The following is a 22638-nucleotide window of genomic DNA, read 5'->3' on the forward strand; positions in this document are numbered from 1 at the left end:
CATAATTTCTACCCGCAAAAGTGGTTTTTATCGTTATTATTCAGAGCACAAAAGCAAAAGGCTGGTCTGCTCTGTTTTGAGCATAGACCAGCCTAAAACTAATTCAAGACCCCTTAGAAACGGATTTTCATCCCCACCGATGCGGACAGATTGGCATCCACATTGGTGTCGCCCCCGTTATCCCAGGTGCGCCCCACTTCCGTATAGGCCTGCACATCGTTGGTAACGGTCCACGTCGCGCCGACGGCGGCTTCAGTGGCACTGTATTCCTGGCTGGCATTAAGGGTCGTTTTACCACGACTGTTCGCACCATTGCTGTACGTCACCGCGTCATCACCGTCGGTCAGTTCCTGCCAATAGTTCACCCGTACATAGGGTTTCACTTTGCCAATGTTGGTGTCGTAGTCTGCGGTGAGACGCGCCCCGAGACGACCAATCACCGCGCTATCAGCGTCAATGCCGACATGCGTATTGGCCCCGTCGTTGAGCGTCACATCATCAAAGTCGCTCCACTGCCAGACCAGCTGCGCCTGCGGCTCGAAGGCCCAGTTGCTGTCGCCGAGTTGCCAGGGTTTACCCACTTCGACCGACGCAGTCACGGTGTTGCCATCAGGGTGATACGTCTGACCGTCGCTCAGGTTTTTCAAATCCACCGAATGGTAACCATATTGCAACACGTTATCAACATACAAACCGTTGCTATCGGTCCAGGTTGCGTAGCCGCCGACGTAGGTGGAGAACGTGGAGTTATACGCCGCGCCGCCGCCCATTCCGGTATTGCCGCTGACCGAGCTGTCGATATCCATAAAGGTGGTGTAGATCCCGGTGCGCCATTTGTCGTTCTGCCACAAATCCACCCCCATCTGCATCCCGTCGTACTGCGAATGACTCTTGCTGCTGGTGGCATCGTCGAGGTGAATATCGACGGTTTTGGTCAGATAGCGCGCCCAGAAGCGATTCTCCTGATCCGCTGGCACATCGGCCCGCCACGGCTGCTCGTCACCCACGCGCTGATGCAGGGTGCCAAGCACGTACAAATCGGCCTGACGGGTGATCGCCGCCACGCTGTTAAAGCCCGGCACCACCGGGTTATAACCCGCACGCAGGAACCAGTCTTCCCCTGCGCCGCTGGCGCTCCCGGCAAACAATTGGTACTGCCATGCCCCGGCGATCAGTTTATCGCTGCCGATGTTAAAGGCGTCTTTGGTGGTTTGTGCCGTGGTGGTCGCGCCGTTTAATGCCTCCACCACCATGATACCGTCGCCGGTGGTCGGTTCGCCGAGCTGGCTAACGTCAATATCCAGCCGCGTGGTGCCGGTCGCTTTCCCGCCGTTGATCACCAGTTTGTCCGCCACACCTGGGCTGTTCTGCTGGGCGGCAATTTTTATCGTGCCGTCCATCCCGACGTAATCCCCGTTGACCGTCAGGCTCGAACCGACATTGCCCCCGCGCAGATTGACGGTGCCCTGGTTTACCAGGTTCGCCACCGTCTGGTTACGCCCCCCGGTATCGAGGGTAGCGTTCTGGCTGACGATGTGCGAAGAGTTGGCGCTGAAGCGCGACACACCGCCTGCCAGCAGCGTGCCGTTTTCCACCAGCGTGTAACCGCGCCAGGTATTCAACCCGTTCAGCACCGTGGTGCCGCTGCCGCGCTGAATAAAGTCCCCTGTCCCCGAAATGACTCCATCGAGGTTTACCGTGTTATTGCGGTTCACCACCAGGGTATCGAGGTTAAGAATGTTGCCGGTCGCGCTGCCGGTGCTGCCACCGTTGCCGAGTTGCAAGGTGCCGTTGCGGATAGTGGTCAGCCCGGTATAGCGGCTGTCCTGAGTCAGCGTCAGGGTGCCATCACCCGCTTTGGTCAGGCCGCCGCTGCCGCTCACCGCCGCCAGCAACGAGACGTTGCTGCCGTTGGTGTCAATCGTGCCGCCATCGCCGCTTAAGGTCCATGCCCGGGCGGTATCAAACGCCGTACCATAGCGGAAGGTGCCGCCGTTCAGGGTGATGCCGGTGCCTGCCGCGCCAAGGTTCTGGTCACCGCTGACCTGCAATACGCCGCCGCTGACGGTGGTTCCGCCCTGATAGCTGTTATTACCGTTCAGCACCAGGGTGCCAATGTCGGTTTTGTCGATCCCGCCACGGCCGGTGATGTCTGAGTTGATGGTGGCGGTATAGAGCTTGCCGAGCGCGGTGCCGTCGCCGACGCGGATCACCGTATCGGCAGTATTCGTGGTGATCACGCCATCGTTGATCACATAGCCGTTGGTGGCGAACTGTGCTCCGCTGATCAGCACTTCACCCAGGCTGTTATCGACGGTGACGTTCCCTTTTTTACCGCTGAATACCGCAAACGCGCCGTCGCTGAACGGGGCATTGATACTGCCGCCTGGGTCAGTCTGATCGGTGGTCCAGTTGTCGTTCCCACCGCTGTTCTGCCAGAGGCCGTCGCCGCCGTCGATTTTGCCGTTATTTTTCAGCCTGCCGTTAGCGCCGCCGGTGCCGTCCCAGAAGTTGAGCACCAGGCCGCTGGTGTTAACCAGGTTGACCTGATTCGCCACCGAAGTCTGGATATACAGCTGATCCGCCGCGTCCGGAACGGTGCCGAACAGCAGGCTGTTGTTCGTCAGGTTGCCGCTGTAGTTGATGACGCGATACACCCCGACGTCAAACTTGCCGCCCGGCGCTTCGGTGATGTTCAGCCGACCGTCGAGGGTCAAATCGCCGTTGACCACCAGCAGATCGTTTAGCGGGTCCTTCCCGTCCGGTACGTTGGATTTACCGAACTGGAAATCGAGCTGCGAATTGTCTGCCAGGGTCAGATTGTTCATGGTCAGGATGCCGACGCTGCTGAGATCTTTCCCCGGTGCCAGATGCCCGTTATCCGCCACGTTGACGTTGCCGCCGAGCGTACCTTCCCCGCCGAGGGTCGCATTGCTGGCCACGCTGGTCGCGCCGGTGGCGGCACCTTGATTGCCGTTGATCAGCAGCGCACCTTTCAGCACCGCAGCCGCCCCGGTAAAGGTGTTGTCAGCGGTCAGAGTCAGAATGCCGGTGCCGACTTTCTCCAGCCCGCCACCGACCCCGGAGATCAGGCCGCTGATGGTGTCGTTCAGGTTGAGATTACCTTCGCTCAGGGTCTTATTCCCCAAATCGACGGTGCCGGCTCCGGAGAGTGACCCGATGGACGTTTTACTGGCGGCATCAGCCAGCGCCACGTTCGCACCGCTTTGGTTAACAATCCGCGCATTCGCTGCCTGCGCATTGCCCGAGAACGCCACCAGCCCGGCGTTAGTGGTCACGCTGGTGCCACCGTCCGCGCTGCCGGAGATCAGCAGTTGTGAGTCGGCATCGACGTTAATCGCCGCGCTGCCCGCGTTGCTGCTGCCGGTAAAGCGGGCGGTGCCGTCGGTCAAACCGATCGTGCTCTGCCCGGCACTGGCGCTGTCGTTGAATGCCAGGGTCGAGTTATTCACCGCGAAGGTGTGGGTCTGGGCGTTAGCGCTGCTGTTGAAGTTGACCTGGGCCTCATCGCTCAGCGACACGGTGCTGTCCTGCTTGCCGAAGGCCCCGGTGGCGTTGACGTTAACCGCCAGCGAGCCGGTGCCATTTTTGCCCTTCACGGTGGTATTGCCCAGATACGTATTGGCGGTATTCAGCACCAGTTGGCCTGCGCCGGTTCCAGCCGAGGTGTCCTCGATAGTCAGCGGCCCGTCGCCGCCAATCACCCCGGTGGGGGTGAAGACGTTGCCGTAGGTATCGAAGGTCCCGCCGCCGGTGCCATCGACAAAGAACAGACGCGAGGTGGTTAAGTCCGCTCCGGCCTGGAAGGTAGCCCCATTTTTCAGCAACACGGAGTTGGTCGTGGCCCCGAGCGCGGTGTCCTGGGTGATATTCAGCGTGCCGTTCCAGACTTCGACCCCGCCGGTAATCAGGTTATTGCCGGTCAAAATCAAACGACCCGGATCGGTTTTCAGCAGCCGGATATTGCCGTCCGCGATATCATTCTGTACCAGATCGACGTCAATCGTGGTGGTAATGTCAGCCCCGGCAGCACCGTCGCCAACGCGAATAGCGAAATAGCTGTCGGCATGGGTCGCCCCCTGAGACTCGTAGCTGTTGTCAGGGGCAAAGACGGTCGGAGGGTTGGTCGCCACAAAGCGTAGTTTTGAATCCGGTAAATCCGGGTCTGCTTTAAGAACATACCCGTCGGTGGTGAACTGCATCCCTGAGGTGAGCACATCGCCAAAGATATCACTCACCAGGACGGTGTTCGACGCCCCCTGGAATACCGCAAACGAGGCTTGGGCCCACGGCGCATTACCGACGCCATCTTGCTGCGTCCAGTTATTACTGCTGCCGGAGATTAACGCCGTCCAGTAACCAAACCCGCCATCGACTTCACCATTACCACTGGTCCCATCCCCGTGGTTACTGCCGTTCACATCCCCGTCCCAGAACTGGAGCTGGTTAGTCGGATTCACAAAGTTCAGCACCAGGTTGACCTGATGGTTGATGTTGGTCTGAACCCCGTAGTTTTCAGCGTCATTCGGTGGAAGCGACGCAATATCCATGATGTTATTGGTCAGCGAGCCGCCGTAGTTGAACAGGCGATATACCCCCGGCAGGAAACTACCGCCGTTGGTCAGGGACACATTCAGGTTGCCGTCGAGCGTCAGGTTGCCCTTAACATCCACCAGGTCGTTGAGTGCGCCGCCTGGGGTGTAGGCTTCACCCAACTGGAACTGGCTGTTGGTATCCCCCGCCAGGGTCAGATTGCCGTTAACGGTTAAGATGCCCGTGCCGTTGCCCCGCGCGTCATCACCGGGTTTCAGCGTCGTACCGGCGTTAAATACCACATCGCCACCCAGCGTACCGTACCCGCCGAGGGTGCTGCCGCTGTTCACCGTCGTCAGGCCAGTGCCGCTCTGCACGCCGTTAACCAGCAACGTGCCATGCTGCACATCGGTTGCGCCGGAGTAACTGTTCGCCCCGCCCAGACGCGTGATGCCCGTTCCCATCTGCTGGAAACGACCGCTGCCCGAAATCACCCCGTTCAACGACACCGCATCAGAATGGTTAACCGTCAGGATGCCGTTATCGGTGATGTTGGTCTGCTCCGAGAGGCTCCCCACCGTGCCGCCGTTGCCGAGGCTCAGTTCCGAATTGCTGCCGATCAGCGTATCACCGGTGTAGGTGTTATCGCCCAGCAGGGTCGTGTTCCCGCCGCCAATACGCTCCATACCGCCTGAACCCGAAATAACGCCGCTGTAAGTCTGGGTCTGGTTGCCATCGAACGAGACCCGGCTATCACTGCCCGCGGTGGCGATATTGTAGTTATGCACGGTGGCAGCCCCGGCCTGGGTGGCACTGTTGCCGCTGCGTAATGTTGCCCCGCCGTTGACATTAATGACCGGCGTACCCGACAGGGTTAGATCGTTCACCACCCGCATATCGGTGGTCGCGCCATCCAGCGTCAGCGTACTCCAGCCGGTGCCGATATTGGTGCCGGTACTGAGATTGTCTGCCGCCAGCGAACCAATATTGCCGATGATGTTGGTAAAGGTCAGCGTGCTCCCGCTGCCGCCTTCGCTCAGAATATGCGTGGTATCCGCGATATCGACATTGTCGACGCTGGCCCGGTCCTGCCCGTCTGCGCCTTCAAACGTCACGCCCCCCGTCAGGCTGCCGCCGCTCCAGTTAAACTGGTCGCTACCGCTGCCCATCAGGATTTCCCCCTGGGTTTGCTGTCCGCTCGCGGACAAGGTCACGCTGTCGTTCCCACTGCCGAGGGCGATCACTTTTGCGGTACTGCTGGCCGCCTGCAGGACCCCGGTATTCGTCAGGGTGTTATTGGCACTGCCGGTGGCATCAATCACCGTCGCGTTCTGGCTGTTGCTGGTGATGGTCCCGCTGTTGGAGAGAGTGCGTGCCGCAATGTCACCGCTGAGATCGATAAGCGACTGGCTGTTGCTGGTGCTGCTGGAGGTAATAGTGCGGGTGTTGCTAAACGCCCCGGCATTTTGGGCCAGGATAGTGCTGCCGGTATCGCTGCTGGTGGTGATGATGCCGTTATTGGTGAGGCTCGAGGCGTTGGTGGCCTCTATCGCCGCACCCGCCCCGCTCGCCATGGTGATATTGGTGCCTGACGTCACTTTCCCGTTGGTCCGGGCGAGAACCCCCCGGCTGCCATTGCCGTTGCCATTGATGGTGTAGCCGGTGCCGATGGTTAAATCACCGGTCGTGGCAGAGCCGTCCGCCTGCATGAAGGCGAATCCGCCGCCGCTCCCGCTGACGTTCAGGACGTTACCCGTCCCCTCGGCGGCAAAGGTGACTGCCGTTCGAATAGCCGGGCCATCGTCGGCGTTGATGGTGACATTGCTCAGATTGATGCTACTGGCGTTGGCATTGTTATTAATCCCTGCGCCGCTGTCGGTGATATCGATGGTGGTATTGCTGGCGTTAAAAGAAGACGCGCCGGTGCTGTCGATGAGCACTCCATCCGCCCCTCCGCTGGCGCTGATATGGTTCCCCGTACCGTTAACGGTCAGGTTGGCCCCGACCCCGGTCAGTTGTACCGCCGCCAGGCCACCCTCAGCCGAGACTTCGCCAAGCTGATTGACGATGGCCCCTGCCCCTTGTACCCGGACCCCAACGTTACCGCTGCCCTGAGCACCAGAGACGCTAATCGTGCCGTTGTTGGTTAACTGTCCCGCGTTCTGGATATCCACCCCAATGTTATCGGTGCCCGCCACGCTGACGTTTGAACCCACCGTGGCAATCCCGCCATCGTGCAGCAGCACCCCGGTGCTGGTGTTACCCTCAAGGGTGATGTCCGCCCCGCTGTTGAGCAGCAGATCCCCTTTATGCGAGACATTGTATCCGGTGATACCGTTTTGCCCGGCCGCGGAGACGATGTTGGCATCGGAAGTCACTTTTGTATCAAGGGCATCATCGTCACTGCCGATATCGCCATTGATACTGTAATCACGCCCATCCACCTGTACCGCGGTGGTGTTATCACCCGTCAGGTTTATCGCGCCGTTGCTGATCGTCCCCACCGCACCGCCGGTGACTTTTACCCCAACCGCATTTTCACCGCTGACGTTAATCAGCGCGTTACCGGTGGTCATATTGGTCGCCACCGAGCCATTGAGCGTATCGACCCCGTTGGCGAAAACGCCGGTGGAGCCGTTTCCGGAAACCGTCAGATTGTAGTTTCCGCCAGTCGTTGCCCCGGTGAAGGTGGCGCCATTGTCGACGGCAAACAGAATGGATTGAGTCTGTCCGGCATCGGTAATCGTCGGGTTGGCGAGGTTGATACTCGCCCCCTGTCCCCAGGCGTAGTAGCCAATCTGATCGCTGTTTTCAAAGGTTAAGGTGGCGGGCGCGCCGATGTTAATCGTCGCATCACCGCGGGCGTGTACCCCGATGGCACCGCCGTCAAGCAGTCGTACCGCGGAATCAAACTGCACCGTCGCGGCATTACCGTTCAGCCCCTCGGCGTACAGGGCATAGTTGCGATAGGCATACGGGTTTTCATCGGTGCCCCCCAAATCGCCTTGAGACCCGACGATAATGGAGCTGTTGCTGGTGGAGGTCATTTGCGCGTTAGCGTCCTGGGCCAGCACGCGCAGGGCGATATTGTTATCCCCATCGACCTGAATGTCCCCGTTGTTGGTGACAACGCCGGTATTGTCTTTAACGTACATGCCGTAGTTGGCAGCCGCAGAATCGTTAACCAGATTACCGAGAACGTTAATCTCACCGTTGTTGGTGACCGTGGCCCCACCGCCATTGACCAGGATCCCCGCCGCATTGCGGGTGTTTTCCAGTAGGGTGATTGTCCCGGTCGTATCATTGAGCAACGTGCCATCGCCCAGAGAGGCAATCGCCGCCGTCAGGCTGCCACTTCCCGCCAGATTGACCGCCGTGGGCGCGGTGCTATCGGTCACCGGAGTGCTGCCGACATACATTGCCCCCTGGTTGGTGAAGTTGGCATCTTCAGCGGTCATGACACCGTAGGCGCCGCCTTTACCATCGGTATTGTTAACGTTGCCGACAATCGCAATGGTGGCCCCTTGGGCGTTAATGACATCGGATGTATTCCCGGCGGCTATTCCGTAAGCGTTGTGGGTTGCCGTATCGGTAATGGCCACGTTGATGTGACCATTGTTGGTGATGGTGCTGTCCCCCTCCCCAATGATGGCCGCCGCCCCGCGACTGTTATTCACATTCTGATTGCTGCCGTCTTTTTCGAGGAACAGCCCGGCGTTGATAACCCCATTGTTGATGGCCGTCGCATCGTTGACTCGCATGCCACTCGTTAGCGGGCTATTCCCGCTGCTGCTCCAGGCATTAATCGCCCCGTTGTTGGTGATAAGCGCCCCGCTATCGGCTTCCATCACCGCCGTGGCACCATCAACCGCCAGGCTTCCCCCTGCGGTCACCGTGCCGCTGGCATTCTGCCCGGTGGCATAAATCACGCGCAGAGCGCCAGTGTCCAGCGTGGCGTTATTGGTGTGCGCACCTAAATCATTCCAGACGTTATAATTTACGTTGATGGTGGTGCTTTCCGCCTGGCCCAGCAAACCGGAAATAATATTGTTGTAGGTCGTTTGCGCTTCTACGGATGAGGTTATCGGATCGCTACCGTTTACCGATGCCCCCGCCAACAGCCAGTATTGCACCTGCGGTTTACCGGCATAAGCCCCCTCGCCCAGCAGATAGTCGTTCACATCGGCAATATCTGCGGATGAGGTAATAGCAAACTCTTTGTCAGCAAGCCGAATGACCCGCCCGGTATTGCCGATCTCCTGATACTGCGGCAGGATCTGGGTGTAGTTATATTGGGTGCTTTGGACGTTGGTTTGGCTGGACTGCGTGGCGATTTTCGCGGCGGGGCGGAAATGGATGTAGTTATCGGATTGCCAGTTGGCCGCGCCCGCATTGCCGCTGTCCGCCGCCACAAAGGCCAGCGTCGAATTTTTCGCCAGCAGGTCGAGGGTATTTTGGGCAGAAGCAATCGGCGTTGTGCCGGTGGTATCCGCCCCGACGTTGATATTGGCCGTACCGCCGCCCTCGCTGACATAAGCTATGCCCACATTGTTCAGAATACGGACCGAATCGGGATCGAAGATCGGGATTTGCATATTGGCGACCGGCACATCAGCCGCCGAGGTAAACGACGCAGAATCATAAACGCTGATAACCTCGAAGCTGCCGTCCAGACCAGGAACCTCAACATTCAGCTCCTGATTTTGCTGCGGATTTGCCGGGCTGGGCGAATAAGTATAATTGGCAATATTCGCGGTGGTGATAGGCGTTGTGACGCCATTCGAATCCGTTGCGCTAATGGTAATTATACGATTCCCCGCCCCGGCCGGGAGTGCATCAATTGCGGAAACTGACGTGCTGCTCACGCCGTTGTTGGTATAGGTCGGAAACGCCGGGATAGCCCCCAGGATATTCAGCGTGGTACCCGCAGGGTAATTGGTTGGGGCAGGGTTAAGATCGATGCTGTACGCCGTTCCGGTGTTAATCACCTGATCGAAGTTATAACCCGGGTCGGTCGGGAAGGCATATGTCGGGTAATCCTGCGCCCAATACACATCATCGGCTACGGCCATCGCGGGCAGCATCCCCGCCGCCAGTACACCCGAGATCAACAGTTTCCGCCGCCCTGAGCGCGACGCTTTTCCTCGATATCCTGCGCTAAATTCCGCGACAGGGATAAATGCGGAGGCCACGTGGCTCCAGACCAAACGGTAAATTCTGTTCATGTTTTATCCATGCAAAATCAAAGAGTTGAAATAGGCTTAACGCAAACGGGTGCAAAGGGAAGGCCAGTTACTTTTTGTAAAAGTAGTACAATCTTCTGCATTCCACCTGTCAGGATGTGAAAAAATACAACATTTTGTTGCCGGGAAATTAACTAACCTCCCTACAACAAGGCGGATACTGCGAGAACGACAGTGGCGGGGGATTTGAGCGACAGTGGGCAATCCACTATCATCATCGGTAATTAAATCTGGAGTAACTTCATGGATATCAAGCACAGCACCGGAGAAGTGGCGATTGCCAGCGTGAAGGGTTACATCTGGTTTTTGTGCCTGAATATCATTTGTTGCCTGTGGATGGTGCTGCGGGTGTTTGGCGGCGAGTCAATTCCGCTCGATGCTGAGAATTACACCGTGCCGCTGTATGGCATTATTGGCTTTTCGGTGGTCAACGCGCTCATGACCTGGCGGCTGCACGATCGCATCAACGAAGGGCTGTATCAGAAATGCCTGCCCGTTATTGTGCTTCTTTTCAGCGCCTTCTGGTCGGTGATTTTCTTTCACATGCTGAATGATTTTCTACAGCCCACGGTGGCGATGGTGGCGCTGGTCATCGTCCTGCTTCCGGCGACCATTACGTTCTATCTTTCCGCCAAGCTACTGACCCTGTTTATTGGGCCGATTATCGTCACCGTTATTGTGGGCGAAATTATTTCGCCGTTGAAATTTACCCTTTTGCAGAGCATTGCGGCAGCCATCATCCTGATGGTGGTGCTTTCGGCACGCTATATTTTGATAGAGTCCTATCAGCGCACCCAGCGCAGCGAGTATGAAAAAAATCTGCTGATCAAAAAATTACTCAAACTGGCCAACTTCGATACCCTCACCGGGCTGTATAACCGTCACAGCATGAGCGAGTATTTTACCCGCAGCACCCGCGCCCTTGCGCAAAGTAAAAAATCACTGTTTCTGATTGTGCTGGATATCGATTTTTTCAAGCAGTACAACGATCTGTATGGCCACGTTGAGGGCGATAAATGCCTGATTCGGGTCTCACGCTGCATTGAACAATCGCTGCGCAAAGACACCGATGCCGCCTTCCGCTTTGGTGGCGAAGAGTTTGTGGTGCTGACGACCTGCGACCGGCCAGGCAACGCATTAAGCATCGGCAAACGTATTCAGCACGCGCTGGCCGAGGCGCGTATCCCGCACAAAGGTTCCACGGTTGCGCCGCGCGTGACGCTGAGCCTGGGCGTGGCGCAATGGCACCCCGGCATGACGCTGGAAGCCCTGCTGGAGTTCGCCGATAAGCAGCTGTACCAGGCGAAACGCGACGGCCGGAATCGACTTTGCTGGGAAGGGAAAAAGTAGGTGTGTCCGGCGGCGTGTCGCAGCGACCTGCCGCCGGAAAGGGTCAGACGTTATTGAGATGCATCTGCTGTGCGTCGTTTAACGCGAGGCGCAGGTTGTCGTTGTTGTCGCTGAGCAACGCCCCGGCACGCCAGGCGTCCAGCCCGGTCATAATGCTCAGGATCGCGGTGCGGCAGTGATTATTGCTGTTGGCCAGCGCCACTTTCGCCTGCGCCCGTGGGCAATCGGTCACTTCCATCACGATAGCGATTTGCCGCTCCTGCCAGCGCGTGGTGGTCGCCGGGACGTCGACGCGCAGGTTGCTGTAAACCCGGCCACTGCGAATGGCAATCCCGGTGGTGAGCATGGTGAGAATTTGCTTCTGCGCCAGATGCGCTTTCGGGTTGTTGAATCCGGCCACCACTTCGGGGCCGGTTGGTGGAACGACCGCAATATCGGCCAGCTGTGCGGCTTCGCTGCTGGCATCCTGGGTGATTATCCCGACCCGCGCCCCCAGCGACCACGCATGGCGCAGCACGCCCCACACCCACGGCGTTTTGCCGCTCACGCTCAGACCAATCAGCATATCGTTGTTGCTAAAGGCGATGGTTTCGAGGTCTTTGACGCCGCGGTCGTAATCTGCCGCCGCCAGCTCCGAGGTTTGCACCATCGACTGCATTCCACCCGCCATCAACGCCAGCAGGGCATGTTTGTTGTCTGGCGCGAATTCACCTGCCGCCAGCACCGCCGCCCGACCCGACGCTCCCGCGCCTGCCAGGATAACCCTTCCGCCCCGGCTGAGGGTCGCCGTCGCGTTATCCACCAGACGAGTAATGTCCGGCAGGCACGCGGCAATCGCATCGGTCACCTGTTTATCTTCCCTGTTGATCAGCGCCAGCATGTCGTGCGTCGAGAGTTTATCTATCTCAGTGGTGGCGGCGTTGCGACGTTCCATGGCAATACTCATTGGCTTAATGCTCATAACACGCTCCTTTGTTATCGACCTTATCTACTATAAGGATATTCCGAATCGGAACCGCGAGTGCCGTCACGCTTCACTCCCCGTTCTCCCCCCTTTTCCTTTTCTTTACGCCGCTTTAAAAAAAGCGCCCCGGCGACGATAATAACCCCTTTACGGCTTTCTGGACCTGACATGAGCGATTCGCCCCTTCCCGCCGCGACAGCGCAACGGCGGATGAAACTGAGTACCCTTGTCACCCTGATGGTGTGCTGCGTGATGGGCGCGGTGCTGATCCTGGCCTACGCGCTGTGGCTCGGGCAAATCAGCAACGTCACTCGCAACGGCGTGAAGGACACTGCGCTGGCGGTGGCGCGTACCCTCGCCGATTCCCCGGACGTCAAGCGTGGCCTGACCCAGTCGCCGCAGGACAACATCATCGCGCCGCTGGCCAACCGCGTGGCCGAACGCAATCACCTGCTGTTTGCGGTGGTGACCGACATGCAAGGCATCCGCTATTCGCACCCGGACAACGCTATCATCGGCCAGACGTTTATCGGGGACGATATTCATCCGGCGCTGGCGGGGAAAGAGAACGTCTCGATTAACCATGGGGTGCTCGCCCAGGCGCTACGCGTGTTTACTCCGGTGTATGACGATAGCCATCGGCAAATTGGGGTGGTGGCGGTCGGCATTTCGCTGAGCAAGGTCGATGAGCAGGTCAGCCGCAGCCACTGGGGCGTGCTGTGGAGCGTGCTGTTCAGCATTATCGTCGGCAGCGCGGGCATTTACTGTCTGGTGCGGGTGCTCAAGCGCGTGCTGCTCGGCCTTGAGCCGTGGGAAATCACCAACCTGTATCAACAGCGTCAGGCAATGTTGCAGTCGTTGAAGGAAGGCGTGATGGCGGTCGATGCTCAGGGTCGGGTGACGGTCGTCAACCATGCGGCGCGTAAAATGCTGCTATCGGGCGAGTCAGGCCACGCCCCGCTGCTGGAAAATCTGCGCGAGGTGTTGGCCAGCGGTCAGCCGTTACAGGACCGGGCACTGGGGTGCAATGGGCGGCTGTTGCTGAGCAATACCGTGCCGATCCGCAGTCAGGGCCGGGTGACCGGGGCGATCAGCACCTTCCGCGATAAAACCGAAGTCAGCCAGCTGATGCAACGCCTTGACGGGATGGTGAACTACGTCGACGCCCTGCGCACCACCTCACATGAGTTTATGAACAAGCTGCACGTGATCCTCGGCCTGCTGAGCATGAAAAGTTACGATAAGCTTGAAGAGTACGTCCTGCACACCGCGCATACTTACCAAATGGATATCGGTGCCATTCAGCATCGGGTGAAATCGCCGGTGGTAGCCGGGTTCCTGCTCGGCAAAATCAACCGCGCCAAAGAGCGAGGCTTCAGCCTGACGCTGGTGGACGAAAGCCTGGTGCCGGATAACCCGAATGAAAAACAGGTCACGGTGCTGGTGACGGTGCTCGGCAACCTGATAGAAAACGCGCTGGATGCGATGCAAAGCCAGCCAGATGGGGAAATCAGCCTGCTGCTGCATTATCAGAACGGGTGGCTCACCTGCGAAGTCAGCGATGACGGGGCGGGCATTCCCGAGGCCAATTTAGAGGCCATTTTCGCCAAGGGTTTTTCCACCAAAGGGGAAAACCGCGGCGTGGGTTTGTTCCTCGCCAGCCAACAGCTGGATGAACTCGGCGGCTCGATTACGGTAGAATCCGAGCCCGGCGTGTTTACCCAATTTTTTGTCAGTCTCCCGTGGGACAGTGAAAGGAAGAGTGCGTGATAAATGTATTAATTGTTGATGATGACGCGATGGTAACCGAGCTGAACCGGATGTATGTCGCCCGGATACCCGGATTCCAGTGCTGCGGGACCGCGTCCACGCTGGCGCAGGCCACAGCGCTTCTCAACGACACGTCGCTGGATATCGATCTGGTGCTGTTGGACGTTTACATGCAGCAGGATAACGGACTTGATTTGCTGCCGGTGATCCGCGCATCCGGCCGGGCTGTCGACGTTATCATGATTTCCTCCGCCGCCGACGCGGCGACCATTCAGACCTCAATTCACTACGGGGTGGTCGATTATCTGATCAAACCCTTCCAGTTCCCGCGCTTTGAAGAAGCACTCAACGCCTGGCGGGAGAAGAAAAAGCTGATGGGCAACCATGCCTATTATGAGCAGGCCGACGTTGACCGGTTGCTGCACGGCGGCACGCCAGAAGTGGCTGACAGCAAGAAGCTGCCGAAAGGCTTAACCCCGCAGACCCTGCGCACCATTTGTCAGTGGATTGATGCCCATCCAGGTACTGAGTTTTCAACCGATGACCTGGCGAATGCCGTGGCTATCTCTCGAGTCTCATGCCGTAAATATCTGATTTGGCTGGCGCAGATTAATATTCTGTTCACCAGCATCCACTACGGGGCCACTGGCCGACCGGTGTATCGCTATCGTCTCATCGCCGAGCAGTACGGCTTGCTTAAGCAGTACAGTCAATAAGCTGGTAACTATGCGTTGGCAAGATAGAACCGCTTCCCGCGAGGGAAAAGGATTCCAACTGGAATCCTTTTTCTTTCATTGTATTAAAATAAACAACATTATCACTGGCGTTAACAACATCCACAATAAAGCTTCAACTTTAAACCCAATTGTCATACTGGTTGGCAAACCTTTAATGAAATTGACTTGCAACTCTTCTACGCCTCGTTTTTTATTATAGGGTAAAATCAATAATCGCATCATCGGCAATACACATCCAAAATAGGAAGCAGAACAAACTAGTGACGCGTTTTCATATCTTGATAAATTAGACGGAAAAATATCAAACCTATTTAAAAATGCTGCCTTAATACGTTTATACATTATTTTATTGTACAGCCGAAAAAACACCAGGCACAACATCAAAATAATCAACACTGAAAACAAAGGCGTTTCTATGAAATGTTTAATATCATTTGATAAAATGTTCATAAATCACACGCCCCAGTTTATCGCCCATTTTCTCACCTGAATCTTCTGTAAATTTAGACGTACCAATAGAGAATCCTATACCTGTAACCAGACACATTGCAGATCCTATTCCACCAACCTCTGAAGAAGCTAGGCCTAAAACCCACATGCAAGCACCTCTTGAAGCCCAACCAGCCACACTACCTGCAACCGCCCCTGCTAACTGTTTCCCGCCAAATTTACTGTATTCTGTCATGGCGACTTTTCTACATGCATCTTCTCGGCCAATGGCACACGCATCATAAACATTACTTGAATATGATGCAAAATCTAAGCCTATACCTACATAACCAGTCGTGCGCATCACTTTTATAAGCTTCGCCGATTTTTCAATGTAACTCGCATACCCTTCAATGCTACCGATACCAGATTGATCCCATCGGTGCATAATTGAGTGGGTGGAGAGGCCTAAAGCCTTTTTAATATTTTCGTATTCCCTCAAGTTTAATTGTGATTTTGAATAGCGGTTTAGCACGACGTTCAATTTATTGAATAACCTCTGCCGCTGACCAAAAAACTCCTGACCAGAAATAACACCGCTGTTATTGTTGTAGGTCTTCTGATAAAGCATTTGAATTTCTTCGAGAACACTATTAATTTCTTCGTAATAAGATTGTCCTACCTCACTTACGTAACCTGCTACATCACCTGCTGTCCCGAGTGCATCACTATAAATTTGTGATGAGAAGATATCGATGACTGCACGGTTCTCATACAGAATTTTGGCTTCTACTGCAGTCAAAGGAGCCAACGCCGTATCAATTCTATCACGTGCATTTTGCAGTATTTCTATTTGCTCAGGAACCTGTTTATCCGGGTCAACAACAATCAAGATTGAACCGGTCTTTTTTGTCATTTCGGGGTTTAGCATGCTATATAACTGGCGAACGTTAGCGGGTGGATACATGAATAACAATGAATCATGTTTAGCGGGGGACGACTCATGTGGTAATACACAAAATCCCGCATCTACGGATGCGCTGTGTTCTTTATCTGGAGTCGGCGGAATAATGTTATTGGAAGGAGCCGTTACTTCTGTCTCATAACCATAAGTCAGTGCAAAACCAACGGGAACAAATTCACACTTACATCTACATGTTCCTTTACTATGCCCCGTTCCCGCCGCCAGTTTTCCTTCCACAAAAGATCCGGGAACGCCTCCCGCTATGGCATAGGTTTTCCCATCTGTACCACACCTATAGTTATCTCCCATTCGTGCTGACGGATTACCCGACACTAAAGCCGTTACGCAGCCAGATGTAATGATTCCCCCGCAGGTAGATTCATCCCCAACTTTAAGGTAAAAACCTTTCATCCTTTCCATAGCCAACCCTTTTAATTGTTTCATTAATAATAACGAACATTTGTGAAATCCATTTTCACAGGGGATGACGGTACAGAGTTCTAACTGTTATTTTCGTGAACTCCTTCTCAGCCTCACGAATTAAAATATTATACTTTCATCGCTCATATATATTAAAATAATACATTAGTAATTATGCATTCATTTTATTTACAGTACAATCAATAAGCCGGTAGCTATCGTCGAGCAGCGTAAAGCGGTACTGGCGCTGGGAAGAGAGGATCACTTCCTGCGCCTTCGTGACAAAGATAGCCTCGATGTCGGCCCGGCCTTTCAGCATCTGACAGCCCTTCTCCACGCCCGCGCCGAACAAGAGCGTTGTCCAGATATCGCCGTCGAGCGAATCGGTGGAGATAATGGTCACGCTGTCGAGTTCGTTATCCAGCGGGTAGCCGGTGTGCGGGTCAAGAATATGGTGGTAACGCTGCCCGTCCTGCTCGAAATAGCGCTCGTAGGTGCCGGACGTCACCACCGATTTGTGCGCCACTTCCATCGCGCCGACCAGCGCATCCGCCTCAGCGAACGGTTTTTTCAGGCCGATACTCCAGCGCCCCTGCGGCGTGCCGAGGGTCTGCACGTTGCCGCCGAGATTAATCAGCCCGTCCGTCACCCCTTCTTTCAGCAATAAATCCCGCACCCGATCGGCGATATAGCCTTTGGCAATCGCGCCTAAATCAATCTCCATTCCTTTTCGGGTCAGAAACACGCTCAGGTTGTCGTCGTCGAGGATTACGTCCTGCGCCCGGGTGATATTGAGCAGTGCCTGGATGTCATCGGCGGGCGGAACGCTGTCACCTTTAAAGCCGATGCGCCAGCGTTTAACCAGCGGACCAATGGCGAGATTAAAGGCGCTGTCGGGCAAAACGCTCGCCGCTTTCGCGCACTTGATCAGCTGATACACCGGACGACTCACCGTCACCGGATGCTGCCCGGCGGCATGGTTGATGTCCATCACCTGCGAATGCGCCCGATTAACGGTCAGCAGGTCTTCATACTGTTTTATCAGGCTAAAAACGCGGGAAGCGAGCGATTGGTTGTGAGAGAAGAGTTTGAGCAGAATGGGCGAGCCCATCAGGACCGCAGAATAGCTGTAAACCGAGTGATCGGTTGGCATGGCGTTTATACCCTCAACCTGGCCCTCTCCCAACAGGGAGAGGGAATTTATGTTTTCCCCCCTCGCCCCTCTGGGGAGAGGGTCGGGGTGAGGGGAAATATGGCAATAAACCTTAACGTTTCGCCCGAACCGCAGCCTGATGGCCCGCCAGTGTACCGAAGATAATAATATCCGCTACCGCGTTACCGCCGATACGGTTGCCGCCGTGGATACCGCCGACCACTTCACCTGCCGCGTACGCCCCCGGAATAACCGCGTTTTCCGCGTTGAGCACTTCGGTCTGAGTATTCACGGTTACGCCGCCCATGGTGTGATGCACGCCAGGGGCAATCTGGATAGCATGGAACGGGCCTTCGTTAATCGGCGCACGCAGCGCGGTGGTGCGACCGAAATCGTCGTCGTGCTGTTTTTCCACAAAGCCATTGTAGCGTTCCAGGGTGGCGAGGAAAGCCTGTTCATCCATACCCAATGCGGCGGCCAGTTCGCGCGGTGAGCTGGCGCTGGTCACCAGACCTTTGGCGATGTACTCATCGGCGGCTTTGTTTTTCGCCCGCACATGTTCATCGAACACGATATACGCGAAGTGTTCCGGCAGCGCGATGATGGCGGCAGAGACTTTATCGCGGGTCGACATTTCATTATAGAAACGGCTGCCCTGCTGATTCACCAGAATCGCCCCGCCGCCACGAATGGATTCAGAAATCAGGTACGAGGTGTTTTGTTCGACGGTCGGGTGAATTTGAATTTCCCCCATGTCGACGGTGCCTGCACCGATGCGTTCCAGCAGCGCGATCCCGCCCCCGGTCGCACCTTTGTGGTTGGTGGTCACGAAGCCTTCGAGGTCAGGACGGTATTTCACCACCATCGCGCTGTTGGCGCTGAAGCCCCCGGTGGCAACCACCACGCTTTTCGCCTGCACGGTAAGGGTTTCGTTTTCGTCATTCAGCAGACGCACGCCGCTCACTTCACCGTCGTTGAACAGGATCTCGTCCACGGAGGTGTCGAGCATCACGTCGATACCGCGTTTGGTCACGTTCCGCACCAGGCCGCTGATCAGATACCCGCCAACCGCCGATCCGTCACGTGGCCGGTGAGTACGGTCGATGCTCATCCCACCGGTCGTGGTGATGTCATTCAGCATGATGCCACGACGCGCCAGCCATTCGATGGCTTCCGGCGCGTTTTCCACAAAGCGGCGTAGCAGTTCCGGGTTGTTTTTGTTGCCGCCGCCTTTCAGGGTTTCGGCATAGAACAGCTCTTTGCTGTCGTGAATGCCTTTCACGCGCTGGAAGCGGGTTTCAGCGGCGTTCATCCCCGCCGAGGCTTTAATGGTGTTCCCGCCAATGGTCGGCATTTTTTCGACGATCAGCACGCTGGCACCTTCATCGTGCGCCTGAATCGCTGCCGCCAGACCGGCCCCGCCGCTGCCGACCACGACCACGTCGTAGTTTTTCGGTGCCTGGGTGTCACCGCCTTCTTCCGCCACGCGGGCTTTGGTGGATTTCACCATCGCTTTTGATACCGCTTTTTTCACCGCTTCGCTCTGGCTGGTTGCGCCGGAAATGGCGTCCACGTGCGGGGTGTTGGCATCCAGAATGCGGGTTTTGATCTCTTCGAAGCTGGTGACGAACTCCACCTGCTGCGGGCCGGAGACCAGTTCGATGTCGGCGATCCTGTCGCTTTCGAGGCTGACGTTGATAACCAGTTCGTGGGTATCATCCTGCACGTTTTCCACAAACACGCCCGGTTTGAATTTAGCATCGCCCATGCTCATATCGCGGATCATCGCTTCAACCAGCGAGAAGCGCCACAGCGGTTCAGGAATGTTCAGCGCTTCACGCTGGGTGCTGTCGATAAACAGTTCCAGGTTTTCACCGCGTGCGATGCGGTCGGTCCAGTCCGGGTAGGCAATCGTCGCCCGCCCCACGGCAATCAGGTCGTAGCCGTGGTTCAGCCCTTCTTCGGCATCCGCTGCGTTCACCACGCCACCCACGCCCATCACCGGCACCTGGGCCAGCGTGTCAGAGCGCATCGCGCAGTATTTTTCGATAAGCGGGGTTGGGTCCTGCGTATCGACAATTGACGAACGCAGGCTCGCACCGAGGGAGAAGTGCAGGTAATCCACGCCGCGCGCCGCCAGTTTTTCCAGCAGGTACAGGGTGTCGTCAAAGCGAATGCCCGGGACTTCCATCTCTTCCGGCGAGAAGCGGTAGCCAATGATGAACGCATCGTCGGCATACTGGCGGGCCATTTTGTGGGTGATATCCAGCACCGCCAGCGGGAATTTAGCGCGGTTATCGCGGCTGCCGCCCCATTCGTCGGTACGCTGGTTTGAGTTCGGGGAGTAGAACTGCTGGATAAGATAGGTGTTGGCTCCGTGGATTTCCACGCCGTCGAATCCGGCCTGAATGGCACGACGCACGCCTTCACCAAATTTCACTACCATGTCCGCCACTTCTTCAGTGGTCAGCGCCACCGGAGTGGCAGCACCTTCACGCGGAGCCGCCACGGCACTTGGGCCGACCGGGGTACGCCCGCCAATCAGTTTCGGGTCGACCATACGGCCGCCGTGATAGATTTGCAGGATAGCTTTAGAGCCTTCGGCTTTAATGGCGGCGGCGATTTTGGCCAGACCGGCAATTTTCTCGTCGCTGTCGATCCCAATCGCGCCCGGGAAGGCGAGACCGAGGTCGTCGACGAAGCAGCACTCAACGATTATGGTGCCAATGCTGCCCGCGCGAACCCGATAATACTCCACCAGCTCGCTAGTGACGGTGCCGTCGAAATACCCGGTGCAGGTGGTCATCGGTGCCATTAACAAACGGTTTTTCAGTTCGGTCCCGTTAGGGAGAGTGAAAGGGCTTAAAATACGTTCATTATTGGTCATAATGGAACTCCAGATTTTAAAAATTGAAATTTAAGAATTCGGTGACGGAGCCTTTATTGGTTTTATTTAGTGGTCCGAGGTCATGCTATTAATATAGCGCTTTCTTTAGTTTCTAAAGTTATTACGTTAGTTATAAAACTATTTAATACCCACCATAACAGCACTACCACCACGGTATTATCATTTTAAAATATAACATTTACATCACATTCAATATTGATAACAACAAGGCTATTTTTGTTAACAATGAAATCGCATCCCTACCGCCATAACAACCCATACAAAACAACAAGATAATTGACATGCGCACATAAAATACGCGCTTCACCTCCGTTGAGTTTTAACATCTTCTGGAATTTATTGAAAATAACCACATGCCACAATAGGGTTATTCGATAATGTAAAAAAAAGCACTGCTTATTTCGTTTTTTTGATCTCGATCAATTGCAATCGGCAATGAACGCGCAATATATAAATAAGCCCAATTTTTAATTCAACGCCTGACTTATGGCATTGAATCACTATATAGAAACGACGTAAGCACGGTCATTAATAATCAAAGTAAGTTTCGTAACTAAATAAACCAAGCCGTTACTTAGGTCGTCCACCGTATTTTTAACTACTTGTCGAGTCTCATTATGAAAGAGAATACAGTCACCCCACCGGCCGCCAGTCCGGGTAAAGCAAAAGCCGGGAAATCTAACCGTCTGCTGATGATGGCGCTGCCTGTCATTGTCGCGGTTCTGCTGCTTTTCGTGCCGGTACCGGACGGCCTGCCACCCTATGCCTGGCACTACTTCGCTATCTTCGTCGGCGTGATTGTCGGTCTGATTTTTGAACCGCTGCCGGGTGCCGTGATCGGCTTAACCGGGGTGGTGGTCATCGCCCTGTGCAGCCAGTGGCTGCTGTTCAGCCCGGAGCAGATGCTGGAGCCAAAATTTAAGCTGGCTACCGCGTCCTTTAAGTGGGCAGTCAGCGGTTTCGGCAACTCTACCGTATGGCTGATTTTCGGTGCCTTCATGTTTGCCGCAGGCTATGACAAAACGCAGTTCGGTCGTCGTCTGGCGCTGATCCTGGTGAAATACCTTGGTCGTCGCAGCCTGACGCTGGGCTATGCCATTACCTTCGCCGATTTGCTGCTGGCCCCGTTCACTCCGTCGAATACCGCGCGTAGCGGGGGCACAATCTATCCGATTATCGCTAACCTGCCGCCGCTGTACGGTTCTAAACCGAACGACCCGAGCGCCCGTAAAATCGGTTCATATCTGATGTGGGTGGCCATCACCGCCGCCTGTATCACCAGCTCGATGTTCCTGTCAGCGCTGGCACCGAACCTGTTGGCCCTGGCGCTGGTAAAAAGCATCGTTGGCCTGAACATCTCCTGGGGGATGTGGTTCCTCGCCTTCCTGCCGCTGGGTGTGATTCTGATTCTGGTCATGCCGCTGCTGGCTTACTGGTTCTATCCGCCAGAAGTGAAAGTGAACAACGAAGTGCCGCTGTGGGCCGCGCGTGAGCTGGAAAAACTGGGCAAACTGTCGCGCAATGAAATCCTGCTGCTGGTGTTCGTATGCTGTGCGCTGATGATGTGGATCTTCGCCGCCGACTGGATTGAACCGGCGATGGCTGCCCTGCTGGTCATCGTGCTGATGCTGTGGACCGGGGTACTGAACTGGAACGACATCACTAATAATAAAGCCGCGTGGAATACCTTTGTGTGGTTCGCCACCCTGGTGGCGCTGGCCGATGGCCTCTCCTCTACCGGGTTCATCACCTGGCTGGGTAAAGAAGGCGGCGCGCTGATGGGCGGTATCTCGCCGGGCACCGCAACCATCGTGCTGCTGCTGGCGTTCTACCTGCTGCACTACTTATTTGCCAGTACCACTGCGCACACCACCGCGCTGCTGCCTGCGATGCTGACCATCGCCTCCACCATTCCGGGTATGAACATGGAAGTGTTCTGTCTGCTGATGGTGACCTCGCTGGGCGTGATGGGGATTATCACCCCGTACGGCACCGGTCCAAGCCCGATTTATTACGGCAGCGGCTACCTGCCAACCAAAGACTACTGGCGCCTCGGCACCATCTTTGGGGCTATCTTCCTCGCTGCGCTGCTGCTGATTGGCTATCCATGGATGTCGATGATGTTCTAATCCTTAACCGTCGGGGG

At 55.9% G+C, this 22638-nt stretch carries 10 protein-coding genes; 4 read left to right on the forward strand and 6 right to left on the reverse strand.

Annotation, left to right across the window (positions count from 1 at the left end; all coding sequences use genetic code 11):
• Positions 1-113 precede the first annotated feature (113 nt).
• The gene (locus tag ACG0Z5_RS11595; RefSeq protein ID WP_394447484.1) at positions 114-9779 is read right to left on the reverse strand and encodes an autotransporter-associated beta strand repeat-containing protein; all 9666 of its coding nucleotides are present in this window, start codon (positions 9777-9779) and stop codon (positions 114-116) included.
• A 261-nt stretch (positions 9780-10040) separates the two neighbouring features.
• Between ACG0Z5_RS11595 and ACG0Z5_RS11600 the strand changes: the two genes are divergently transcribed.
• Positions 10041-11147: a GGDEF domain-containing protein gene (locus tag ACG0Z5_RS11600; RefSeq protein WP_394447486.1), complete on the forward strand. Its 1107-nt coding sequence runs from the start codon at positions 10041-10043 to the stop codon at positions 11145-11147.
• A gap of 43 nt (positions 11148-11190) precedes the next feature.
• Here ACG0Z5_RS11600 and ACG0Z5_RS11605 read toward each other — a convergent pair whose 3' ends face one another.
• Entirely contained in the window at positions 11191-12108 is a 918-nt protein-coding gene (locus ACG0Z5_RS11605; protein ID WP_394447488.1) for an N-acetylmuramic acid 6-phosphate etherase, read from the reverse strand.
• Positions 12109-12279: 171 nt separating this feature from the next.
• On the opposite strand from ACG0Z5_RS11605, the gene ACG0Z5_RS11610 reads away from it, so the two are divergent.
• Both ACG0Z5_RS11610 and dcuR read left to right on the forward strand, forming a co-directional pair.
• Positions 12280-13881, forward strand: coding sequence for a sensor histidine kinase (locus tag ACG0Z5_RS11610; protein ID WP_394447490.1), 1602 nt, complete (start codon positions 12280-12282; stop codon positions 13879-13881).
• Positions 13878-14597: a two-component system response regulator DcuR gene (gene dcuR, locus ACG0Z5_RS11615; protein WP_394447492.1), complete on the forward strand. Its 720-nt coding sequence runs from the start codon at positions 13878-13880 to the stop codon at positions 14595-14597. The genes ACG0Z5_RS11610 and dcuR overlap by 4 nt, the downstream gene beginning before the upstream one ends.
• 75 nt (positions 14598-14672) lie before the next feature.
• Here dcuR and ACG0Z5_RS11620 read toward each other — a convergent pair whose 3' ends face one another.
• The 4 genes from ACG0Z5_RS11620 to ACG0Z5_RS11635 all read right to left on the reverse strand — a co-directional run bounded on the left by ACG0Z5_RS11620 (position 14673) and on the right by ACG0Z5_RS11635 (position 20471).
• Positions 14673-15068, reverse strand: a complete 396-nt coding sequence (locus ACG0Z5_RS11620; RefSeq protein ID WP_394447494.1) for a hypothetical protein — start codon at positions 15066-15068, stop codon at positions 14673-14675.
• Positions 15049-16431 (reverse strand): PAAR domain-containing protein, encoded by a 1383-nt coding sequence (locus ACG0Z5_RS11625; protein ID WP_394447496.1) that lies wholly within the window; start codon positions 16429-16431, stop codon positions 15049-15051. The genes ACG0Z5_RS11620 and ACG0Z5_RS11625 overlap by 20 nt, the downstream gene beginning before the upstream one ends.
• Positions 16432-16603: 172 nt before the next feature.
• Complete coding sequence (locus ACG0Z5_RS11630; protein ID WP_394447498.1) at positions 16604-17584, reverse strand: FAD:protein FMN transferase; 981 nt, start codon at positions 17582-17584, stop codon at positions 16604-16606.
• 112 nt (positions 17585-17696) lie between these two features.
• Positions 17697-20471 carry a flavocytochrome c gene (locus ACG0Z5_RS11635; protein ID WP_394447500.1) on the reverse strand — a complete coding sequence of 925 codons (2775 nt, stop codon included), beginning with the start codon at positions 20469-20471 and terminating at the stop codon, positions 17697-17699.
• 638 nt (positions 20472-21109) lie between these two features.
• On the opposite strand from ACG0Z5_RS11635, the gene ACG0Z5_RS11640 reads away from it, so the two are divergent.
• Positions 21110-22621, forward strand: coding sequence for an anion permease (locus ACG0Z5_RS11640; protein ID WP_394447502.1), 1512 nt, complete (start codon positions 21110-21112; stop codon positions 22619-22621).
• Positions 22622-22638 lie beyond the last annotated feature (17 nt).

Source organism: Scandinavium sp. M-37, assembly GCF_043558715.1.
GTDB classification, from domain to species: Bacteria; Pseudomonadota; Gammaproteobacteria; order Enterobacterales; family Enterobacteriaceae; genus Scandinavium; species Scandinavium vulneris_A.

Excerpts from the sequence above, each read along its gene's own strand:
- ACG0Z5_RS11635 (WP_394447500.1), bottom strand. The coding sequence starts at position 20,471 with ATGACCAATAATGAACGTATTTTAAGCCCTTTCACTCTCCCTAACGGG.
- ACG0Z5_RS11620 (WP_394447494.1), bottom strand. The coding sequence starts at position 15,068 with ATGAACATTTTATCAAATGATATTAAACATTTCATAGAAACGCCTTTG.
- ACG0Z5_RS11610 (WP_394447490.1), top strand. The coding sequence starts at position 12,280 with ATGAGCGATTCGCCCCTTCCCGCCGCGACAGCGCAACGGCGGATGAAA.
- ACG0Z5_RS11600 (WP_394447486.1), top strand. The coding sequence starts at position 10,041 with ATGGATATCAAGCACAGCACCGGAGAAGTGGCGATTGCCAGCGTGAAG.
- ACG0Z5_RS11640 (WP_394447502.1), top strand. The coding sequence starts at position 21,110 with ATGAAAGAGAATACAGTCACCCCACCGGCCGCCAGTCCGGGTAAAGCA.
- ACG0Z5_RS11630 (WP_394447498.1), bottom strand. The coding sequence starts at position 17,584 with ATGCCAACCGATCACTCGGTTTACAGCTATTCTGCGGTCCTGATGGGC.
- ACG0Z5_RS11595 (WP_394447484.1), bottom strand. The coding sequence starts at position 9,779 with ATGAACAGAATTTACCGTTTGGTCTGGAGCCACGTGGCCTCCGCATTT.
- ACG0Z5_RS11605 (WP_394447488.1), bottom strand. The coding sequence starts at position 12,108 with ATGAGCATTAAGCCAATGAGTATTGCCATGGAACGTCGCAACGCCGCC.
- ACG0Z5_RS11625 (WP_394447496.1), bottom strand. The coding sequence starts at position 16,431 with ATGGAAAGGATGAAAGGTTTTTACCTTAAAGTTGGGGATGAATCTACC.